Genomic DNA, 20,884 nt, shown 5'->3' on the forward strand with positions numbered 1-20,884 from the left:
TGTGGCCCTCGGTTCACTGCGCCTGCCCTTCCCCGGCGGGGCGCGGACCGGGACGGCGGCGGCGCGGTCGCGCCGCCGCCGGCGGCTCCGCACCCTGGCGTTCCTGTCCCCCTGGCTGGTCGGGATCGTGCTGTTCTTCGGCTACCCGCTCGCCGCGACCGTCTACTTCTCCTTCACCCGCTACAACCTGTTCACGCTGGAGTACGTCGGCTGGGACAACTACACCTACCTGTTCGAGGACGGCCAGGCGTGGACGGCGATGAAGAACACGCTGTGGCTGGTGGCGGTGCTCGTCCCGCTACGACTGCTGTTCGGCCTCGGCGTCGCCCAGCTCCTCACCAAGATCAAGGCGGGCGGGGGCGTGCTGCGCTCCATCTTCTACCTGCCGTACCTGATCCCGCCGGTGTCGGCGACGGTCGCGTTCGTGTTCCTGATGAACCCCGGCACGGGCCCGTTCCCGACGATCCTCGACAAGCTCGGGATCACGCTGCCCGACTTCTTCAACGAGGCCGCCTGGGCCAAGCCGGGGCTGACGCTCCTCGGCCTGTGGGCCGTCGGCGACATCATGATCATCATGCTGGCGGCGCTGCTGAACGTGCCGCGGTCGCTGTACGAGGCCGCCGCGATCGACGGCGCCGGGGCCTGGTCGCGGTTCCGGCACATCACGCTGCCGACCGTGTCGCCCGTCCTGGCGTTCTGCGCCGTTACCGGCGTCATCGAGACGTTGCAGTACTTCACGCAGGCGATGGTGGCGGGGAAGGTCGCGTCGGGGCGGGCCGACCTGCCCGGCACCCAGTACCAGCCCGGCTACCCGGGTGACTCCACGCTCACCTTCCCCCAGTGGCTATATGACCAGGGGTTCCGGCAGTTCAACATGGGCTACGCCTCCGTCCTGGCGCTGGTGATGTTCGCGATGGCGATGGTGTTCACCCTCTTCCTGCTCCGCCAGTTCAAGGCCTTCGCGGGCGAGGAGGCCGGATGACCGAAGCGAAGCGAGGATCAGCCGGCCTCCGGCTCGGGGGTCTGGGGGTCGCCACCCAGAAAGGCAAGGCGTCATGAGGTCGGGAGGCAGGACGAGGCGGGCGCTGATGTGGGTCGCGGTGCACGCCACCGCCGTCGCCATCGGCGTGATGTTCCTCGCGCCGCTGGCGTTCATCACGCTGACCGCGCTGATGAGCGACCGGCAGGCGCTCAGCGACGACCTGTGGCCGCGCGATTGGCGGTTCGGGAACTTCGTGGAGGTGTTCAGCGGCGACATGGTCCAGTGGACGATCAACAGCCTCGTCTACGCGGGCCTTTCGACGGTGTTCATGCTGGTGTCCAGCGTCCCGGTGGCGTACGCGCTGGCCCGGTTCCGGTTCCGCGGCCGCAACCTCGCGCTGGTCGTGGTGATCTCGGCGATGATGCTGCCGCCGCAGGTCACGATGGTGCCGCTGTACATCGTGTGGGCCCGACTCGACCTGACCGGCACGCTGTGGCCGCTGATCATCCCGCAGCTGTTCGGGGACGCGTTCTCCATCTTCCTGCTGCGCCAGTTCCTGGTGACGATCCCCCGCGAGTACGCCGACGCCGCCCGCGTCGACGGCTGCGGGGAGTTCCGCACGATGGTGCGGGTGATCCTGCCGATGGCGAAGCCGGCGCTGGCGGCGGTCGCGCTGTTCCAGTTCTTCTACTGCTGGAACGACTACTTCCGGCCGCTCGTCTACGCCGACCCCGACCACTGGACCCTCGCGATCGGCGTCGCCACCTTCCGCGCCGCGCACGAGGTCGAGTGGAACCTCACGATGGCGGCGACGCTGCTGACGATCCTGCCGGTGCTGATCGTGTTCTTCCTCGCCCAGCGCGTGTTCATCCAGGGTGTGACCTTGACGGGAGTGAAGGGTTGAAGCTGACAGTCATCGGGGGTGGGTCGACCTACACCCCGGAACTCGTCGACGGGCTCGCGCGGGCGCACGCCGCGCTGCCGGTGTCGGAGCTGGTGCTGCAGGACCCGGACGCCGAGCGTCTCGATCTCGTCGGCGGCGTCGCCGCGCGGATGCTGCGCCGCGCCGGGCATCCCGCGACGGTGACGACCACCGGCGATCTGGACAAGGCGGTCGCGGACGCGACGGTCGTGCTGCTGCAGCTGCGCGTCGGCGGGCAGGCCGCCCGGCACGTGGACGAGACGCTCCCCCTCGGCTGCGGCTGCGTCGGGCAGGAGACGACCGGCGCGGGCGGGCTCGCGAAGGCGCTGCGGACCGTCCCGGTCGTGCTGGACGTCGCGGCCCGCGTCGCCGAGCTCGCCCCGAACGCGTGGATCGTGGACTTCACCAACCCGGTCGGCATCGTCACCCGCGCGCTGCTGGACGCGGGCCACCGGACGGTCGGGCTGTGCAACGTCGCGATCGGGTTCCAGCGCCGCGCCGCGAAGCTGCTGGACGTGCCGCCGGACCGGGTGAGCCTCGGCCACGCCGGGCTCAACCACCTCACCTGGGTCCGGTCGGTGCTGCTGGACGGCCAGGAGGTCCTCCCCCGCCTCCTCGACGAGCATCCGGACGCGCTCGCCGAGATCTCCGGGCTGCCCGCGGGGTTCCTGCGCGGGCTCGGCGCCGTCCCGTCGTACTACCTGCGCTACTTCTACGAGCACGACCGGGTCGTCGAGGAGCAGCGCGCCGCGACCTCGACGCGCGCCGAGCAGGTCGCCGCGCTGGAGCGCGACCTGCTCGACCTGTACGCCGACCCGGTCCTGGACAGCAAGCCCCCTCAGCTCGAAAAGCGCGGCGGCGCGTTCTACTCCGAGGCCGCCGTGCAGCTCGCGGCGTCGCTGCTCACGGGACGCGGCGACGCGCAGGTGGTGAACGTCCGCAACAACGGGACGCTGCCGTTCCTGGACGACCAGGCGGTCGTGGAGGTCCCGGCGCGGATCACCGCGTCGGGCGCGGTGCCGCTGCCGGTCCCGCCGGTGGAGCCGCTGTTCGCCGGGCTGATCGCGCACGTGTCGTCCTACGAGGAGCTGGCGCTGGCGGCGGCGCTGCGCGGCGGCGTCGACCGCGTCGCCGCGGCGCTGCTCGCGCACCCGCTGATCGGGCAGCACGACCTCGCCGACCGCCTCGCCCGCGACCTGGTGGCGGCCAACCGCGACCACCTCCCCTGGGCCGCGTGATGGCCGCTCCCGCGAACACGCCGGAGGGCGTGCTGGTCGCCGTGGACGGCGGCAACAGCAAGACCGACGCGGCCGTCGTCGGGGACGGCGGCGAGCTGCTCGCCACCGTCCGCGGCGAGGGGTTCCGCCCGCAGGCCGAGGGCCTGGACACCGCGCTCGACGCGCTGTCGGCCGTGATCGACGCGGCGCTGCGCCGCGCGGGCGCGCTGCCCGGCGAGGTCGCGCACCTGGCCGCCTACATGGCCAACGTGGACCTGCCGGGCGAGGAGGAGCGGCTGGAGAAGCTGCTGCTCGGCCGCGGCGCCGCCGCGAGCGTCGCGGTCGGCAACGACACGTTCGCGCTGCTGCGCAGCGCCGTCACCGCCGGGTGGGGCGTCGCCGTGGTGTGCGGCGCGGGCATCAACTGCGCGGCCGTCGGGCCCGACGGCCGCACCGCCCGGTTCCCGTCCCTCGGGCCCCACACCGGCGACTGGGGCGGCGGCGGGTCCCTCGGCCGCGCCGCGCTGTGGCACGGCATCCGCGGCGAGGACGGCCGCGGCCCCCGCACGGCGCTGACCGGCGCCGTCGCCGCGCACTTCGGTGTCCGGCGGGCGATCGACGTCGGGCTCGGGATCCATCTCGGCGAGTTCGACGAGGGGCGCCTGACCGCGCTCGCGCCCGTCCTGTTCGACGTCGCCGAGGCGGGCGACGAGGTGGCGCGGGAGGTGGTGGAGCGGCTCGCCGACGAGGTCGCGGTGCTCGGCTCGGTGGCGCTGCGCCGCCTCGATCTGCTGGCGGAGCCCGCCGACGTCGTCCTCGGCGGCGGGGTGCTCGCGGCGCGCCGCCCGCTGCTGATGGACGCCGTCGCCGCCCGCTACGCCGAGCTCGCGCCGCACGCGCGGCTGCTCGTCCCCGAGGACCCGCCGCTGCTCGGCGCCGCGCTGCTCGCCCTCGACCACGTCACCGCCCCGCCCGCCGCCCACGAGAGGCTCCGTGCCGCCTTCCGCCGGCGCTGAACGTCACAGCGGGGGGCGGCGCGCCTCCCAGGGGGTGCTGAGGACGACCGTCGTGCGCGTCGCGACGTTCGCGGCGGCACGGATCTTCTGCAGCAGGTCCTCCAGCTCGTTGGGGGACGCGACGCGCACCTTGAGGATGTAGCTCTCGTCCCCGGCCACCGAGTGGCACGCCTCGATCGCCTGGAGGTGGGCCAGCCGGTCGGGCGCGTCGTCCGGCGCGGCCGGGTCGATCGGCTTGATCGAGATGAACGCGGTGAGCGGCAGCCCGATCTGCGTGCTGTCGAGCTGGGCGGCGAAGCCGGTGATGGCGCCGCGCTTCTGCAGCCGGCGCACCCGCTGGTGCACGGCCGACACCGAAAGGCCGGTCTCCTTGGCCAGGTCGGTGAAGCTCATCCGCCCGTCGTCGGCCAGCAACCCGAGAATTTGACGATCGATCTCCTCCACGCGGGAAATCTAGCGTGCCAACGGGCGTGCCCGGGCCCGTCCGCGCACACGGATCGCCTTAATCGGCGGGGTTCCCGCGCGACCGGCGCCGCTGGGCGCGCGGCGGGCCGCAGCTGCCGCGCACGACGAGCTCGGTCGGCAGCAGCACCGGCCCGCCCCTGCCCCGCCGGGCGGGCTCGCGGAGCACCAGCTCGCAGGCGCGGTAGCCGATGTCGTGGCCGGGGCGGGCGACGGCGGTCAGCGGCGGGTCGCACAGCTCCGCCCACGCCACGTCGTCGACCATCGCGATGGACACGTCGGCGGGGACGCGCAGGTCCAGCTCGCGGGCGACGAGCACGGCGGCCTCGCCGAGCAGGTGGTCGGCGGCCAGCACGGCGGTGACGTCGCCGCGGCGCTGCAGCAGCCCGGCGGCCGCTGCGTAGGCGGCGTCGCGGGCCGGGCGGGCGGCGACGACGAGGTCCTCCTCGACGGGCACGCCGAGCTGGGCGAGGGTGGCGCGGAACGCGCGCTCCCGCACCCGGGGCGGGCCGCCGGGGACGGCGCCGAGGAAGGCGATGCGGCGGTGCCCGAGCCCGGCGAGGTACTCGGTGACGGCCCGGACGCCGCCCGCGTCGTCGGCCAGCACGGACGGCACGTCCGGCGCGCCGGACGGCCCCGGCGGCTCCTGGAGGGCGCGGCCCGCGAACACGACGCTGGAGCACACCCGCGCGGCGCCGCGCCAGTCGGCCTCGTCGCCGGCGGGCATGGCGATGATGCCGCCCACCCGCTGCTCGGCGAGCCGCTCGACGATCTCGGCCTCGCGGGCGGGGTCGCCGTCGGCGGCGTCCACGATGACGTGCTCGCCGAAGGTGCGGGCGCAGGCCAGCACGCCCGCGACCAGCGCGGCGCAGAACGGGTCGGTGACGTCGGGGACGATCAGCCCGATGCCGCCGCCGCGCCGCAGCTTGAGCCCGCGGCCGAGGGCGCTCGGGCGGTAGTCGAGGGCGCGGGCGGCGGCGAGGACGCGCTCGCGGGTGGCGGCGCTGACCGAGCCCGTCCCGGAGAACACGCGCGACACGGTGGCGATGCCCACGCCCGCCGATGCCGCCACGTCCTTGATCGTCGCCGGCCGCCTGTCCGTCATGCCCGGAACGTCCCTTCAGGTGGTTTTAGATCATCTTCTCACGATCGTCCCTCGTCTGGAAACGTTTCCATGGGGTTTACTCCTCTCATTGAACAAAACCCCTGCTCGTCAGGGGGTAAAGGAAACGTTTCCAAGAGGGGGTTCGGATGGCCAGGATCATGCTGGACCGGGTCGACAAGGTGTACGCGGGCGGCGTCAAGGCCGTGGACGGTCTCGACCTGGAGATCCGCGACGGCGAGTTCATGGTGCTCGTCGGCCCGTCAGGCTGCGGCAAGTCCACCGCGCTGCGGATGATCGCCGGGCTGGAGGAGATCTCCGGCGGGAAGATCTCCATCGGCAACCAGGTGGTCAACGACCTCGCGCCCAAGGACCGCGACATCGCGATGGTCTTCCAGAACTACGCCCTGTACCCGCACATGACGGTCGAGCAGAACCTGGCGTTCGGGCTCAAGCTGCGCGGCACGCCGAAGGCGGAGATCAAGCAGAAGGTCCTCGAGGCCGCCAAGATGCTCGGCCTCGAGCAGTTCCTGTCCCGCAAGCCCGCCGCGCTGTCGGGCGGGCAGCGCCAGCGCGTCGCGATGGGCCGCGCGATCGTCCGGCAGCCGCAGGCGTTCCTGATGGACGAGCCGCTGTCCAACCTGGACGCCAAGCTCCGCGTGTCGATGCGCGCCTCCCTCAGCCAGCTGCACGAGCGGCTCGGCGTCACCACCGTGTACGTCACCCACGACCAGGTCGAGGCGATGACGCTCGGGACGCGGGTCTGCGTGCTGCGCGAGGGCCGGCTCCAGCAGGTCGACACGCCGCAGCGGCTGTTCGACAACCCCGTCAACCTGTTCGTGGCGGGCTTCATCGGCTCCCCGGCGATGAACTTCGTCCTCGCCGACCTCGTCTCCGGCAACGGCGGCGTGCAGGTCTCCTTCGCCGGGTACACGCTGCCGGTGCACGCGTCCGTCCTGAACGACAAGCCCGGCCTGCAGAACTACCTCGGCCGCCAGGTCATCCTCGGCATCCGCCCCTCGGACTTCGAGGACGCCGCGCACGCCAACCCCGAGTGGGCGCCGATGGCGGTGCGCAGCAGCGTGACCGAGGAGCTCGGCAGCGAGATCAACGTGATCTTCACGATCGACGCGCCGCCGGTCGAGCACAAGGACACCGCCGACCTGGCCGACGACGCCGCCGAGGGCGACGGCGACATGACGATCCCGCTCACCGACAACCGGGCGCTGTGGACGGCCCGCGTCAACTCCCGCTCGCGCGTGCGCCCGGGCCAGCACGTGGACCTCGGCGTCGACACCCGCCGCCTGCACTTCTTCGACCCCTCCAGCGGCCTGGCGATCGGGCACCCCGGCCCCGCCCGCCAGGGCCCCGGCCCGCAGGACACGGTCACCGACCTCCACAAGGCTGGTTGATCCAGGGGGAGCGACCCCCCTGGAACCCCCCGTCAGGCACGGCGGGCACGTTTCCCGGGCCGCTGGCGCGTCCCGTGAAACGCACCCGCCGTGCTCGGGTCGTGCGACCTCCGGGCGCTGAGCGCCCTCCGGCCGCACGACCCGTGACCTTGGCCTGGGTTCGAGCGGCCGGGGTCATGGGCGCCTTCGGCCGCACGACCCGTGACCTTGGCTTAGGTTCGAGCGGCCGGGGTCATGGGCGCCTTCGGCCGCACGACCCTTGGTCGTGGCTTCGGACGGCCGGGGTCAGGCGACTATGACCAGGGCGTGGTCGGTGCGGTTCATCGGCTCGTAGCCGTCGTCGGTGCACACGACTATGTCCTCGATGCGGGCGCCGTGCGGCCCGGGGTAGATGCCCGGCTCGATCGAGAACGCCATGCCGGGCTCCAGCGGCTCCAGGTTGCCCGCCACGATGTAGGGGTCCTCGTGCGACTCCAGGCCGATGCCGTGGCCGGTGCGGTGGAAGAAGTGCTCACCGTGACCGGCGGCGGCGATGACGTCGCGGGCCGCCGCGTCCACCGCCTCGGGTGTGGCCCCGGGACGGACGGCCGCGCACGAGGCCCGCTGCGCCTCCTCCAGGACCTCGAAGTACGCCCGGTACTCCGCGGGCGGCTCGCCGACGCAGTAGTTGCGGGTGGAGTCCGAGCAGTAGCCGCTCGGCATCGTCCCGCCGATGTCGACCACGACCGGCTCGCCGGGGCGGATCACGCGGTCGGACGGCTCGGCGTGCGGGTTGGCGCCGTTCGGGCCCGCCCCGACGATGACGAAGTCGACCTGCGCGTGCCCCTCGGCGGTGATCGCGTCGGCGATGTCGCGGGCGACCTCCCGCTCGGTCCGGCCCGCCTTCAGCAGGCCCGGCACCTGGCGGTGGACCCGGTCGATCGCGGCGCCCGCCTCGCGCAGCGCCGCCACCTCCGCCGGGCTCTTGCGCATCCGCAGCTCGCGCAGCACTCCCCCGGCCGCGATCTGCTCGGCGGCGGGCATCGCGGCGCGGAACCGCAGCGCCATCACCGCCCACATCCGGTCCGCGACGCCGACCGTGCTCAGGTCGCCGGGGAGCCTGCGCGCGACGAGGGCGTAGGGGTCGTCGGTCTCGTCCCACGGGACCAGCTCCACGCCGAGGGACCCGGCGGGCGAGGCCTCCGCCGCGGGGATCTCCAGCCGCGGGACGACCAGGAACGCCTCGCCGCCGGCCGGCACCACCAGGCAGGTGAGCCGCTCCAGCTGCTTGGCGTCGTACCCGGTGACGTACCGCAGGTCGGGGCCGGGCGTCAGCAGGACCGCCCCCAGCCCGGCCTTCGCCGCCGCGTCCCGCACCAGGCCGAGGCGCTCACGCGGATACAACTCCGTTGTCACACCCGTCTCCATTCTCCGATCCTCACTGCGGGTACCAGGATCGCAGGCGGACGGGGGTGCCGCGGCCCCGGCCCGCCTCCGTCCGGGTGTCGTGGGGGCATGGCACGATGTGGCGCATGAGCGGGCTGATGCTGCTGGACACGCCGTCGTTGTACTTCCGCGCCTTCTTCGGGGTGCCCGAGTCGGTCACCGCCCCGGACGGGACGCCGGTGAACGCCGTCCGCGGCCTCATCGACATGATCGCGCGGCTCGTCCAGGACCGCGGCCCCGAGCGGCTCGTCTGCTGCATGGACGCCGACTGGCGGCCCGCGTTCCGGGTGGAGGCGCTGCCGTCCTACAAGGCGCACCGGGTGGCGGAGGACGGCGGCGACCAGACGCCCGACGCGCTGGAGGCGCAGCTCCCGATCATCGACGCGGTGCTCGACGCGTTCGGGCTCGCGCGGGCGGGCGTCCCCGGGTACGAGGCCGACGACGTCATCGGCACCCTCGCGGTGCGGGGCGCGGCCGACGGCCCGGTCGACATCGTCACCGGCGACCGCGACCTGTTCCAGCTGGTCGACGACGGCGGCCCGGTCGCCGTCCTGTACACGGCGCGGGGCATCAGGAACCTGCAGATCATGGGCGAGAAGGAGGTCGCGGCCAAGTACGGCATCCCCGGCCGCGGCTACGGCGACTACGCGACGCTGCGCGGCGACCCCAGCGACGGCCTGCCCGGCGTGCCCGGCGTCGGCGACAAGACCGCCGCGGCGCTCGTCACCCGGTTCGGGTCGGTGGAGGGGATCCTCGCCGCGCTCGACGCGGGCACCGACGAGGGGTTCCCGGCGGGCGCGCGGCGCCGGATGGAGGCGGCGCGCGAGTACCTCGCCGCCGCCGAGACGGTCGTGCGGGTCGTCACCGACATCGACGCGCCGGAGCTCGCGGCGCTCGACGACCGGCTCCCGGCCGGCGCCCGCGACCCCGAGGCGCTCGTCGCGCTGGCCGACCGGTGGAACCTCGCGAGCCCCGTCAACCGCCTCCTGAACGCCCTGTCCCGCTGACCGGCCGTTCCCGCCCCGCCTTGACTGATCGTCGCTGCAATTTTCGGCAAAAGTGTCAGATGACGCAGACAGGCGGTCCTCCCGCGTGCAGCATCCTGCCCAGTGAGGGGTTCTCATTGGGATGAAGGCAGTGCACCGCCGCGGGACGGACGATGACGCCCGTCCGGGCGGCGGTCGCATGAGCGACCGGTACCCGCGGCACTGGGCCTCACCGCCCCACTCCCCCCATCTGCCGTGGGTACCGGTTCACCCGACCCCACGAACCGGAGACGCGGACCCGTGACCGAGCACGTGCCGACGAGGACATCCCGCGGCGGTTCCGCCGCCGACCCCGGCGACGCCTTCTGGGACGCGCTGGACGCGCCCGAGCGCGCCGCGCTGCGAGCGGTCGCGCGGCCCCGCAAGTACGCGCCGCGGACGCCGCTGTGCTACCAGGGCGACGATTCCGATCACATCATCATCATCGAGTCGGGCTGGGCGAAGGTGACCTCGGCGAGCGAGGACGGCCGGGAGGTGGTTCTCGCCGTGCGCGGGCCGGGCGACCTGGTGTGCGAGAGCGCGGTGCTCGGCCGCCGGGAGCGGTCGGCGACCGTGGCTGCGCTCAGCCCGCTGCGCGCGCTGGTGGTGCCCGCCGCCCGCTTCACCGGCTTCCTGGACGCCCACCCGGGCGTGTGGCGGCTGGTCAGCGGCACGTTCGTGCGGCGGCTCGACGACGCCGACCGGCGGCTGCAGGCGCACGTGTCCGCGCACGGCGCGCGGCGGCTGGCGATCCTGCTGACCGATCTCGCGGAGGCGTCGGCCCGGCACGTCCCGCCGGACGCCGCGGGCGGGATCGTGATCGGCCCGCCGCTGTCCCAGGAGGAGCTCGGCAGCTGGATGGACGCCTCGCGCGAGACGGTCGCCCGCGCGCTCGGCGCGCTGCGCGCGGAGGGCCTCGTCGTCACCGGCCGCCGCAAGATCACCGTGGTGGACCCGGCGGGGCTCAAGGAGTTCGCGCGGCGGGAGCCCGCCCGGACGCCGGAGCGTCCATCGGCCGACGCCTTTACAATGTAGATCACGACCGGAATCCGGTTTTCGTCCCGTACGCTCGGTGCTGTGCCGCGCCGACCGCTGCGACTGCGTACCGCGGAGGCCGGCGCCGAGATCCGCGCGGGCCTGGACCGGATCCGCGCCGAGTTCTCGGTGCCCGGCCCGTTCCCGCCCGCCGTCCTGGCCGAGGCCGCCGGGCCCGCGTGCCATCCCGACGGGCGCGCCGACCTGCGCGGGCTCCCGTTCTTCACCCTCGACCCGCCCGGCTCCCTGGACCTGGACCAGGCCATGCACCTGGAGCGGCGCGGCGCCGGGCACCGGGTCCGGTACGCGATCGCCGACATGGCCGGGTTCGTGCGGCCCGGCGGCGCCCTCGACGCCGAGGCGCGGTCCCGCGGCGTCACGCTCTACCTGCCCGACACCAACGCGCCGCTGCACCCGCGCCCGCTGTCGGAGGACGCCGCGAGCCTGCTGCCCGGCCGGGACCGCCCCGCCGTCGCCTGGACGATCGACATCGACGGCACCGGCCTGATCACCGACGTGGACGTGCGGCGCGCCGTCGTCCGCAGCCACGACAGGCTCGACTACGCGACCGCCCGGCACGACGACGGCGACCCGCGGATCACGCTGCTCGGCGAGATCGGCGAGCGGCTCGTCGCGGCGGAGGCGGCGCGCGGCGGGGTCAGCCTCCCGCTGCCCGAGCAGGAGGTCGTGCGCGCCGGCGGCGGCTGGGCGCTGAAGCTGCGCGGCGACCTGGCGACGGAGGCGTGGAACGCGCAGATCTCGCTGCTGACCGGCCGGGCGGCGGCGCGGCTGATGCTGGACGGCGGCGTCGGCCTGCTGCGCACGATGCCGCCCGCGCCGCCCGAGGCGGTCGCGCGGCTGAAGCTCGCCGCGGGCGCGCTCGGCGTCGCCTGGCCCGGTGACTCCGCCTACGGCGACATCGTCCGCGCGCTGGACCCGTCGCTCCCCCGGCACGCCGCGTTCCTGCACGACGCGGCCGGGCTGATGCGCGGCGCCGGGTACACCGCCTTCGACGGCTCGCCGCCCGGCCAGGCGGCGCACGCCGCCGTCGCCGCGCCGTACGCGCACGTCACGGCGCCGATCCGGCGGCTGGCCGACCGGTACGCCACCGAGGTGTGCCTGGCGCTCGCGGCGGGACGTCCCGTCCCGGGGTGGGCGCGCGAGGCGCTGCCGGGGCTGCCGGAGGTGATGCAGCGGGCGCTGCGCCGCGCCGCCGACGTCGACCGCGCGTGCGTCGATCTCGTCGAGGCGCTGCTGCTGCGCGACCACGTCGGGGAGGTGTTCGACGCGGTGGTGGTGGACGTGAGCGCCGACGGGTCCGGCGGGCGCGTCCAGCTGGTGTCGCCGCCGGTGTTCGGCCGCTGCGACGGGGCCGGGGTGCCGCTCGGCGAGCAGGTCAGGGTGCGGCTGGAGGAGGCCGACCCGGCGCGCCGCCGCGTCCGCTTCTCCCTCGCGCCCGGACGTTCTTGACCCGCCTCGGACGGCCGCGTCAGGGCGGTTTTCGAGCCGCGCCCTATTCGCCCGGCGGCCCGGATATTACCTCCGAGTAACCAGCCGCTCACGCCGCTCACATATCGCGAAAAAAACAATTTATGCGGCCTCTGGCCAGGTACGCGACATTCATGACATTGTGCGCGCACCCCTTTTACTTTCGCCGCGTTCCTGGGAGGCCGCATTGCGAAGGACCATCGGTTTCACCCTCATCGGCATCGGCGCGTTCCTGCTGGCGGGGTTCGTCCTCGCGCGCTTTTACATCGCCCCGACGCTGATCGGCGCACCGACGGAGTTCTACCAGGTCACGCGGTTGCAGGCCGACGGCGCCTCCTACTTCGACGCCGGGAAGCTGACGCCGCGGACCGGCGCGACGGTGACGGCGACCAACACCATCCGCTCCGATGTGAAGGCCCGCGAGGACGGGGTCGCCGTCTGGGACTCCACCACGGTCGTCGAGGACGCGGCGAACGGCGTCACGATCGAGCTGCAGAAGCAGCGGCTCGCCTTCGACCGCCGCACGGGACGGCTCACGAACTGCTGCGGCGCGGCGGTGGAGGGCGACAAGAGCGTCCGGCAGTCCGGGATCGGGCTCTTCTGGCCGGTGGAGGCGGAGAAGAAGAGCCTTGAGATGTTCGACGCGAAGACCATGCGCGCGTGGCCGATCGTCTTCGCCGGGGAGGAACGGCACGACGGCGTCCGCGCCTACAAGTTCGTGCAGCGCGTCCCGGACACCAAGATCCCCGGTGCGCTGCCCGCGCTGCCGCCCGAGCTGCTCGGGCTCCCCAAGGGCGGCGCGGCCGTCCCGGTGGACCGCTACCAGCGCTCCGACTCCACGTACTGGATCGACCCGCGGACGGGCGCGCCGATCGACCAGCAGCGGCACGTGGTGTCGACGCTGCGGCCCCAGCAGGGCGGCGCGGGGAGCCTCGTCGTCGCCGACCTGGACCTGAAGATGACCTCCGAGTCGCGCGAGCTCCTGCGCGGCAAGTCCGACGACGGCGCCGCCAAGATCCGGCTGCTGAAGACCATCGTGCCGCTGACCTTCCTCGGGGCGGGCCTGCTCGCCCTGGCGGCGGGGCTGGCGCTGGCGACCGGTCACGGCCGCCTCCCCCGGCACCGCGGCGGGCCCGGCGGGTCCGCCGCGCCCGCGAGCCGCTAGCCGGTCTCCAGGGAAGGAGGCCCGATGACCCTCGCCTCGCGCGCGGTCATCGGGCCTCCTCCCCGAACACGGCCGCGATCTCGGGGACGCGGGCGATGTAGCCGTCCAGGAGCCGCCGCCCGAGCGACGCCGAGTCGACCAGGGGATGCAGCGCGAACGCCATGGCGGCGTCGGCGCGCGAGCCGGTCAGCGCGGCCCGGATCGTCAGCCGCTCGACGGCCTTGACCTGCTGCATCAGACCCGTCTGGGGCAGGTCGGGCGGGGCGAGGGCGAGCGGGTGGACGCCGCCCGCGTCCACGAGCACCGGCACCTCGACGACCGCGTCCGGCGGCAGCGCGGCGATCGTCGTCCCGTTCCGCACGTTGAGGATCATGGTGGCGGGCTCGTCGCGGGCGATCGCGGCCATCACCCTGACCGCGACGCCCGCGTAGCCCTCGTCGACGGGGTCGATTCCCGTGTGGCCGTCCGCCGCGCCGGCGCCGGCCGCGGCGGCCCTCATCTCGGCCATGTAGCCGGCGCTGCGCGCGGCGACGGTCTCGCGCCACAGCTCCACGGCCGCCCCGCCCGGCGCGGCGGCCGCGCGCTCGTAGAACGCGGCCTGCTGCGCGGCGAGGATCTCGCCGCGGGTCCGCGGCGCGTCGAGGGTGGCGCGGACCGCCTCCCGGTTGAAGTAGTAGTAGTACAGGTACTCGTTGGGGATCACCCCGAGGTCGCGGAGCCAGCCGCGGCCGAACAGCACGCCCTCCTCCAGGGCGCCGAGCAGGGCGTCGTCGGCGAGGACGGCGGGCAGCACGTCGGTGCCGTCGTGCAGGATCCGGCGCGTCCAGCCGAGGTGGTTCAGGCCGATGTAGTCCAGCCGCACGCGCGACGGGTCGAGCCCGAGCGCGGCGGCGACGCGGACGCCGAGCCCGGACGGGGTGTCGCACACGCCGAGGACCCGGTCGCCGAGCACGGCCTGCATCGCCTCGGTGATCATGCCTGCGGGGTTGGTGAAGTTGATGACGTGGGCGTCCGGCGCGAGCTCCCGGATCCGGCGGGCGATGCGGGTCATGACGGGGATGGTCCGCAGGCCGTAGGCCAGCCCGCCGGGGCCGGTGGTCTCCTGCCCGAGGACGTTCAGGCCGAGCGCGACGCGCTCGTCGCAGACCCGCCCGGCGGTGCCGCCGACGCGGATCGCCGCGAACACGAAGTCGGCGCCCTCCAGCGCCCGGTCGAGCCCGGTGGCGGTGACCACCCGCGGCGCCTCCGTTCCGCGGTCCGCGAGCGCGGCGAGGACCGCCGCCATCACCTCCAGCCGCCCGGGGTCGGTGTCGTGCAGCCAGACCTCGTCGATCCGGGGGGCGCCGCGGTCGCGCAGCAGCGCCTCGTAGACGTACGGCACCCGGAACCCGCCGCCGCCGAGAATGGCCAGCTTCATGCGCGGAACCTAGCACCCGCGCCGTCGTGCACCATGGAGGGGTGACGCAGGTGGAGAGCCGGTTGCCCGGCGGCGGGACGGAGACGGCGGCAGAGGCGCGGGCGCGGCTGGAGGTGCTGGCCGATCTCGTCGCGGACGGCGGCGTGCTGGTGCTGAGCGGCGCGGGCCTGTCGACCGAGTCGGGCATCCCGGACTATCGCGGTGAGACGGGGCGCCGGCGGCGCGCGGAGCCGATGACCTACCAGGTGTTCACCGGGTCGGCGGCGGCGCGCCGCAGGTACTGGGCGCGCAGCCATCTGGGGTGGCGGCACATCGCGGCGGCGCGCCCGAACGAGGGGCACCGCGCGGTCGCGGAGCTGGCGCGGCGGGGCCTGGTCACGGGGATCATCACCCAGAACGTCGACGGCCTGCAGCAGGCCGCGGGCGCGGACGGCGTGATCGAGCTGCACGGGGCCCTGGACCGGGTGGTCTGCCTGGCGTGCGGCGACCGGACGCCGCGCGCCCGCCTGGACGAGCGGCTCCGGGCCGCGAACCCCGGCTGGGACGCCCGCGCCGCCGCCCCCGGCGCGGTCAACCCGGACGGCGACGCCGTCCTCGGCGACGCGGAGGTGGCGGCGTTCCGGGTCGTGGACTGCGAGCGGTGCGGCGGCGTCCTCAAACCCGACGTGATCTTCTTCGGCGAGAACGTGCCACCGGCCCGGGTGCGGGACTGCTTCGCGCGGACGGAGGCGGCGGGCGCGCTGCTGGTGCTCGGGTCGTCGCTGACGGTGCTGTCGGGGTACCGGTTCGTCCGGCACGCGGCCGCGCGCGGCGTCCCGGTCGCGATCGTCAACCAGGGGGCGACCAGGGGCGACGAGCACGCGCTGGTGCGGCTGGACGCGCCGCTCGGCGCGACGCTGCGGGCGCTGCTCGCCGAGCTGGACGCCCGGCTCTGAGCAGCCTCGGCCGCTCGCTCAGCCCTTGATCACGGACGTGGCGGGAGGCGCGGGCGACCGCCGCTGGTCGGGGCCGCCGGGCGCGGGCGCGCCGGTCACGCTCGGCGGGTCGGGCAGCGCGTCGACGGTGACGAAACCGGTCCCCTCCAGCAGCGTCATGTGGCCGTGGAGGATCGTCTCGCACTGCTTGGCGAACTGCCGGACGAGGGTGTTGCGGGTGCCGGCGCGGACGGCCGCGGCCAGCGCGTAGACCCGGCCCTGCGCGACCCGCAGCCGCGCCACGGCCGTCTTGTCGTAGTCGGTGCCGGACTTCCCGCCGATCTCCGACAGCCAGCTCTGCTGCTCGGCGGTCGGCCGGTCCGGCAGCGGGAGGTTGAGCCGCTCGGCGATGCCGCGGGCGAGCCCGTCCAGCCGCTCGTCCCGCCGGGCGATCTCGGCGAGGCCCCGCCGCGTGGCGGGCCGGGAGGCGCGGCGCGCCGCCTCCCGGCCGACGGGGATCTCCCACAGCGCGGCCTGCCGGGCGTCGACGATGAGGGCGCGGTCGGCGGGGCCGAGCGGCCCCCACTCGGTCGGGACGGTGGCCTGGCGGGCGTTCTCCGCCGCGACCGACGCGGGCTGCGCTCCCCCGTCGGTGGACTGGCGGGCCAGCGCGGTGCAGCCGCCGAGCAGCAGCGAGGCGGCGAGCCCGCACGCCGCGACGGGCAGCACCGCGGGGATCGGCCGGGGTGTTCGCATCCGCCGCCGTCCTTTCCGGTTCGGGGGAAGGTGCGTCACCCGGGCTGTACGCACGTCGCCCCGGCGGGGTTCGGCGGCGGGCGGACGAATTCCGCCGCGGGCGGGGTCAGGTCCAGCCGAGCGGGACGAGGGTGGTGGCCGGGGGCTCGCCGCCCGCCTCGGTGAAGGCGCGCAGGGCCGCGACGAGGGTGCGCCGCTGCCCGGGCGGCATCCGGGCGACGATCTCGGCGATGTCGGCGCGGCGGCGGGCGGTGACGTCGTCGACGATGGCGCGGCCGGCGGCGGTGAGCTGGATGCGGACCTCGCGGCCGCTGTCGGGGCTGGCGTGCCGGTCCAGCAGCCCGGCGGCGGCGAGCCGGTCGACCATCCGCATGGCGGTGGAGGGGTTGACCTCCAGCAGCCCGGCGAGCGTGACGAGCTTGAGCGGCCCCTGCGTGGACAGCACGACCAGGAGCCGGAACTGCGGCAGCGTCACGGCGTCCTCGACGGCGGCGAGGGACCGCACGGAGATCGCCACCAGCAGCCGGGACGCGGTCAGCACCGCCGAGGTGACCTCGTCGACGCCGTGCGCGTCGCCCGCCGGGACGGCCTGCTTGCTCATGACGACTTTCTACAACGCCCGGAGCCCCGCGCGCCAATGTGTGCCAGCCCGGTCGGGGTCGCGGTGCACGACTTCGCGCCCGCGAAGACCCGTGCGGGCGCCCTTCTCGCGTTCCCGCTAGCCGGCCCTTTCCCGGACGAGGGCGGCGAGGTCGGAGCGGGCGAGGGCGCGCAGCCCGGGACGCTGCGCCAGCCACGCGACGGCGAGGACGGCGAGCGCTGACCAGGCGAACGTCGCGGGCCGGATCTCGGTGTGCAGCGACATCAGGTCGCTGTCGAACGCGCCGAGGAACGCGCCGGCCGCGACGCGTCCGGCGATCAGTCCCGGCACGACGCCCGCGGTCACGACGAGGAGGTTCTCGGCGGTGACGAGCCGGTTGAGCCGCCTGCGCCCGACCCCTGCGGCGCGCAGCGTGGCGAGTTCGGTGCCGCGTTCGGCGAGGTTCACCGACAGGGTGGCGAACAGGACGGTGAAGGCGAGCAGCCCGCCGAACGCGAGCATGACCGCGACGAACACGTAGAACAGGTCCATGTAGTCGTCCATGGTCTGCTCCAGGGCGCGGGAGTCGGTGTAGGCGACGACGCCGGGCAGGGACGACAGCGCCCGTTCGGCGGCGGCACGGTCGGCGCCCGGGTCGAACCGGACGAGGACGGTGCCGGGCCGGGCGGCGGGGTCCCAGGCGGCGACCTGGCCGAGTGAGGCGTAGGCGAAGGTGCCGAGCGGCTCGTCGACGAACCCGGCGATGGCGGTGGTGACGGTCCGGCCACCGGGCAGGCGCAGGGTGACGCGGTCGCCGGCGTCCACGCCGAGCTCGCCGCGGAGGGCCGCGCCGGCGAGGACGCCGGTGCGGGGCAGGGCCCGCTCGCCGCCGCCGGGGGTGAGGAACCGGTGCATCCGCGTCCCGGCGGGCAGCCCAACGACGGAGGTGGAGTAGCCCTTTCCCCCGGCGGTGAGGGTGACGGGCAGGTGCGCGGACGGCTCGGCGGACCGCACCCCGGCCGTGGCCGACACGGCGGCGAGCGCGGCCGCGCCGGCGGGCCCGGCGAGGGTGATCTCGGCGTCCTGCCGCTGGACCTGGTCGAACTGCCGCGACACGGTCGCCCTGGACGAGTCGAGCATCCCCCACGACACGAGGATGAGCACGAGCGCGAGGATCACGCCGCTCATCGTGTAGAGGGTGCGGCGGAACTGGCGGGCGGGGCCGCGCAGCACGAGCCACGCCCCGGCGGGCAGCCGCCCCGCGCCGGGCACGGACCGCCCGGCGCGGGCGAGGAGCCCGCCGCCGCGGGCCGCGGGGACGGTGCCGCGCATCGCCTCCGCGGGCGGGACCCGGGCCGCCGACACCGCGGGCGCCAGCGCCGCGAGCGCGCCCGCGACCAGCCCGAACGCCACCCCGGCCAGGACGGTCGTGGCGCGGACGGACACGGTCGTCTCCGGCAGCCCGATCGCGTCCCCGTACAGGCGGGTGACGGTCCCGGCGAGCGGCAGCCCGGCGGCGGCGCCGAGGACGGACCCGGTCAGCCCGGTCGCGACGCCGGCGGCCAGGTAGTGCGCGACGACCGTCCGGCGGCGGAACCCGCTGGCGCGCAGCGTCCCGATCACGACGCGGTCGCGCGCCACGCGGCGGGTCAGCACGACGTAAACGGCGACGCCCGCGGCGGCGAGGAACAGCAGCGGGAACATCACGGCGAGCTGGGAGAAGCCCTGGATGTCCTGGGCGAGCGCGGCGTTGCTGGGCTGGTCGGCGCGGGTGACGACGGCGCCCGCGCCCTGCCCGCGGGCGGCGGCGGTGAGGGCGGCGTCGAGGTCCGCGGCGCGGGCGCGCCCGGCCCCGGTGTAGCGGACGGTGACCTCGTTGGGCCCGGTGACGCCGCCGAGCCGCCGGGCGAGCGGCTCCGGGACGTACAGGACGCCGAACGTCCCCGGCGCGGGCAGCGCGTCCTGGCGGCTGGCGGCGGGCCACAGGTATTCGGGCGACGACGCGGTGCCCCGCACGGTCAGGGGCCGCCAGGCGCGCCCGTCCCAGACCGGCACCGCCGAGCCCGGCTTCAGCCCGGCGTCGCCGGCGACGTGCCTGTCGGCCAGGACACCGGCCGGCGCGGCGGGGTCGAGGTACCGGCCGGTCAGGAGCTTCACCCTGTTGATCTCGGGCTGCGCCGCGGCGGGGAACCCGACGACGCGCCCGACGAGGGTGGAGCCGTCCGGCATGCGCATCGGCACGTCCGCGACGGTCCGCGCGGACACGGCTTCGACGCCGCGCGTCCCCCGGGCGCGTTCCGCGATCGCGGCGGTGTCGCCGCCGGACACGGTCAGGTCCGCGAACCGGTAGGTGCCGAAGACCGCCCGGTAGCCGGCGTCGAGGTTCTTGTAGGCGTCGTAGGACGCGCCGAACAGCGCGACGCCGAGCATCACCAGCACCACCGCCGACACCGGCTGCGCGGGGCGGCGGCGCAGGTCGCGGCGCAGCTTGACGGTGAGGGTGCTCACCAGGTCACCTCGTCGGCGGTGGCGGGCGCGGCGGTCGTGGTCACGCCGGTGACCCGGCCCGAGCGCATCCGCACGACGCGGTGCGCGATGGCGGCGATCGCGGCGTTGTGGGTGACGACCAGGACGGTGCGGCCCCGCGCGTTGAGGTCCCGCAGGACGCGCAGGACGCCGCGGCCGGTCTCCAGGTCCAGCGCGCCGGTCGGCTCGTCGCACAGCAGCAGCTCGGGGTCCTTGGCGATCGCGCGGGCGATCGCGACGCGCTGCTGCTCGCCGCCCGACAGCTGCGCCGGGAAGTGCGCGCCGCGCCCCGCGAGCCCGACGGCCTCCAGCGCCGCCGCTGACCGGGCGCGGTCACCGCGGCCGGTGAGCTCGGCGACGAGCCGGACGTTCTCCAGCGCGGTCAGCGACGGGACGAGGTTGAAGAACTGGAACACGAACCCGACGACGTCGCGCCGGTAGGCGGTGCGGGCGTCCTCGCCGAGACCGGACAGGTCGCGGCCCCCGGCGATCACCTCGCCCTCGGTGGCGGGCTCGATCCCGCCGATCAGGTCGAGCAGGGTCGTCTTGCCCGATCCGGACGGGCCGAGCAGCACGACGAACTCGCCGCGCTCGATCTCCAGGTCCACGCCGCGCAGCGCGTGCACCGCGGTGTGGCCCGTCCCGTAGGTCTTGCCGGCGCCGCGCAGCCGCACGGCCGGGCCGCCGGTACCGGCGGCGGCGTCCGCGCCGCCGTCCCGGACGGCCGCCCGCCTGTGATCATGACGCGTCATCGTCGTCGTCTCCTCGCTGGCCGGGGCCTGGGCTGCCGCCGGTTCCGGCCGGGCGCAGCAGGGCGAGCAGCCCGCGGGTCGCGGTGGCGGCGTCGGTGCCGGGGTCGATCAGGACGTGCAGGAGCAGGCCGTCCAGGAGCGCGCCGAGCACCACCGCGAGGCCCGCCGGGTCGGCGTCGGCGCGCAGCAGCCCGGCGTCGCGGCCGGCCGCGAGCCGGGCGGCCAGCAGGTCGCGGAACGCCCGGATCTGCTGGATGCCCGCCTCGCGCAGCTCCTCGTCGCGCAGGCCCTGCATCAGCGCCTCGACCACCACCCGCTGCTGGGGGGTGCCGGGCCCCCGTTCGACGAGGCCGTCGATCGCCTCCGCGACGCCGTCCAGGACGTCCTCGGCCTGGAGGATCGCCTCGACGGGGCCTTCCAGCTCCTTTTCCACCGCGTGCATGACGGCCGCCTTGCGCAGCGCGTCCACCGAGCCGAAGTAGTAGTGCACGAGCGCGTTGTTGGCGCGCGCCCGCTCGGCCACGACCCGCGACGTCACCGCTGACCAGCCGCTCTCGGCCATCACCGCGACTGCGGCCTCCAGCAGCCGGATCCGCGTGGGGACCTGCTCCTCCCCCGCCATCGCACCTCCAGGATTGGTCAACCGCCTTAAGCGCTTGCTTAAACCAGGCTAGCCGCGTTCATTGCC

The 20,884-nt window shown here is 74.9% G+C and carries 19 protein-coding genes; 10 read left to right on the plus strand and 9 right to left on the minus strand.

The genetic code is table 11. The annotated features are described in order from the left end of the window. Nucleotide 1 precedes the first annotated feature (1 nt). The 4 genes from ACH34S_RS24165 (at nucleotide 2) to ACH34S_RS24180 (ending at nucleotide 4,137) form a co-directional block, all read left to right on the plus strand. Entirely contained in the window at nucleotides 2-982 is a 981-nt protein-coding gene (locus ACH34S_RS24165; protein ID WP_395955043.1) for a carbohydrate ABC transporter permease, read from the plus strand. A 73-nt stretch (nucleotides 983-1,055) separates the two neighbouring features. Then, nucleotides 1,056-1,886 (plus strand): carbohydrate ABC transporter permease, encoded by an 831-nt coding sequence (locus ACH34S_RS24170; protein WP_395955044.1) that lies wholly within the window; start codon nucleotides 1,056-1,058, stop codon nucleotides 1,884-1,886. After that, a complete protein-coding gene (locus ACH34S_RS24175; protein ID WP_395955045.1) occupies nucleotides 1,883-3,142 on the plus strand; it encodes a 6-phospho-beta-glucosidase in 1,260 nt (419 codons plus the stop codon). Before ACH34S_RS24170 ends, ACH34S_RS24175 begins: the two co-directional genes overlap by 4 nt. Then, nucleotides 3,142-4,137 carry an N-acetylglucosamine kinase gene (locus ACH34S_RS24180; RefSeq protein ID WP_395955091.1) on the plus strand — a complete coding sequence of 332 codons (996 nt, stop codon included), beginning with the start codon at nucleotides 3,142-3,144 and terminating at the stop codon, nucleotides 4,135-4,137. The genes ACH34S_RS24175 and ACH34S_RS24180 overlap by 1 nt, the downstream gene beginning before the upstream one ends. A 3-nt stretch (nucleotides 4,138-4,140) precedes the next feature. Here ACH34S_RS24180 and ACH34S_RS24185 read toward each other — a convergent pair whose 3' ends face one another. Beyond that, nucleotides 4,141-4,581: an Lrp/AsnC family transcriptional regulator gene (locus tag ACH34S_RS24185; protein ID WP_395955046.1), complete on the minus strand. Its 441-nt coding sequence runs from the start codon at nucleotides 4,579-4,581 to the stop codon at nucleotides 4,141-4,143. Between the two features lie 58 nt (nucleotides 4,582-4,639). Beyond that, the gene (locus tag ACH34S_RS24190; RefSeq protein ID WP_395955047.1) at nucleotides 4,640-5,704 is read right to left on the minus strand and encodes a LacI family DNA-binding transcriptional regulator; all 1,065 of its coding nucleotides are present in this window, start codon (nucleotides 5,702-5,704) and stop codon (nucleotides 4,640-4,642) included. Nucleotides 5,705-5,850: 146 nt separating this feature from the next. Here ACH34S_RS24190 and ACH34S_RS24195 point away from each other — a divergent pair, with 146 nt between their 5' ends. Then, the gene (locus tag ACH34S_RS24195) at nucleotides 5,851-7,113 is read left to right on the plus strand and encodes an ABC transporter ATP-binding protein (RefSeq protein ID WP_395955048.1); all 1,263 of its coding nucleotides are present in this window, start codon (nucleotides 5,851-5,853) and stop codon (nucleotides 7,111-7,113) included. Nucleotides 7,114-7,398: 285 nt separating this feature from the next. Here the strand turns inward: ACH34S_RS24195 and ACH34S_RS24200 are convergent, their stop codons facing one another. Next, nucleotides 7,399-8,508 (minus strand): M24 family metallopeptidase, encoded by a 1,110-nt coding sequence (locus ACH34S_RS24200; protein WP_395955049.1) that lies wholly within the window; start codon nucleotides 8,506-8,508, stop codon nucleotides 7,399-7,401. A gap of 116 nt (nucleotides 8,509-8,624) precedes the next feature. Between ACH34S_RS24200 and ACH34S_RS24205 the strand changes: the two genes are divergently transcribed. From ACH34S_RS24205 to ACH34S_RS24220, 4 genes are all read left to right on the plus strand, one after another. Beyond that, complete coding sequence (locus ACH34S_RS24205; protein WP_395955050.1) at nucleotides 8,625-9,545, plus strand: 5'-3' exonuclease H3TH domain-containing protein; 921 nt, start codon at nucleotides 8,625-8,627, stop codon at nucleotides 9,543-9,545. A gap of 279 nt (nucleotides 9,546-9,824) precedes the next feature. Then, nucleotides 9,825-10,598 carry a Crp/Fnr family transcriptional regulator gene (locus ACH34S_RS24210; RefSeq protein WP_395955051.1) on the plus strand — a complete coding sequence of 258 codons (774 nt, stop codon included), beginning with the start codon at nucleotides 9,825-9,827 and terminating at the stop codon, nucleotides 10,596-10,598. Between the two features lie 42 nt (nucleotides 10,599-10,640). Continuing rightward, on the plus strand, nucleotides 10,641-12,068 hold the full coding sequence (locus ACH34S_RS24215) for an RNB domain-containing ribonuclease (protein WP_395955052.1): 1,428 nt from the start codon (nucleotides 10,641-10,643) through the stop codon (nucleotides 12,066-12,068). Nucleotides 12,069-12,273: 205 nt separating this feature from the next. Beyond that, nucleotides 12,274-13,251 carry a DUF3068 domain-containing protein gene (locus tag ACH34S_RS24220; protein ID WP_395955053.1) on the plus strand — a complete coding sequence of 326 codons (978 nt, stop codon included), beginning with the start codon at nucleotides 12,274-12,276 and terminating at the stop codon, nucleotides 13,249-13,251. 46 nt (nucleotides 13,252-13,297) lie between these two features. Here ACH34S_RS24220 and ACH34S_RS24225 read toward each other — a convergent pair whose 3' ends face one another. After that, the gene (locus ACH34S_RS24225) at nucleotides 13,298-14,668 is read right to left on the minus strand and encodes a 6-phospho-beta-glucosidase (RefSeq protein WP_395955054.1); all 1,371 of its coding nucleotides are present in this window, start codon (nucleotides 14,666-14,668) and stop codon (nucleotides 13,298-13,300) included. Between the two features lie 41 nt (nucleotides 14,669-14,709). Between ACH34S_RS24225 and ACH34S_RS24230 the strand changes: the two genes are divergently transcribed. Then, the gene (locus ACH34S_RS24230; RefSeq protein WP_395955055.1) at nucleotides 14,710-15,603 is read left to right on the plus strand and encodes an NAD-dependent protein deacetylase; all 894 of its coding nucleotides are present in this window, start codon (nucleotides 14,710-14,712) and stop codon (nucleotides 15,601-15,603) included. A gap of 18 nt (nucleotides 15,604-15,621) precedes the next feature. Here ACH34S_RS24230 and ACH34S_RS24235 read toward each other — a convergent pair whose 3' ends face one another. The 5 genes from ACH34S_RS24235 to ACH34S_RS24255 form a co-directional block, all read right to left on the minus strand. Further along, nucleotides 15,622-16,338, minus strand: coding sequence for a DUF4142 domain-containing protein (locus ACH34S_RS24235; protein ID WP_395955056.1), 717 nt, complete (start codon nucleotides 16,336-16,338; stop codon nucleotides 15,622-15,624). A gap of 106 nt (nucleotides 16,339-16,444) precedes the next feature. After that, complete coding sequence (locus tag ACH34S_RS24240; protein WP_395955057.1) at nucleotides 16,445-16,939, minus strand: MarR family winged helix-turn-helix transcriptional regulator; 495 nt, start codon at nucleotides 16,937-16,939, stop codon at nucleotides 16,445-16,447. 117 nt (nucleotides 16,940-17,056) lie between these two features. Further along, nucleotides 17,057-19,426 carry an FtsX-like permease family protein gene (locus ACH34S_RS24245; protein WP_395955058.1) on the minus strand — a complete coding sequence of 790 codons (2,370 nt, stop codon included), beginning with the start codon at nucleotides 19,424-19,426 and terminating at the stop codon, nucleotides 17,057-17,059. Continuing rightward, nucleotides 19,423-20,196, minus strand: coding sequence for an ABC transporter ATP-binding protein (locus ACH34S_RS24250; RefSeq protein WP_395955059.1), 774 nt, complete (start codon nucleotides 20,194-20,196; stop codon nucleotides 19,423-19,425). Before ACH34S_RS24250 ends, ACH34S_RS24245 begins: the two co-directional genes overlap by 4 nt. Beyond that, entirely contained in the window at nucleotides 20,183-20,818 is a 636-nt protein-coding gene (locus ACH34S_RS24255) for a TetR/AcrR family transcriptional regulator (RefSeq protein WP_395955060.1), read from the minus strand. The genes ACH34S_RS24250 and ACH34S_RS24255 overlap by 14 nt, the downstream gene beginning before the upstream one ends. Nucleotides 20,819-20,884: the final 66 nt, after the last annotated feature.

Source organism: Actinomadura sp. 3N508, assembly GCF_044326375.1.
GTDB lineage: Bacteria > Actinomycetota > Actinomycetes > Streptosporangiales > Streptosporangiaceae > Spirillospora.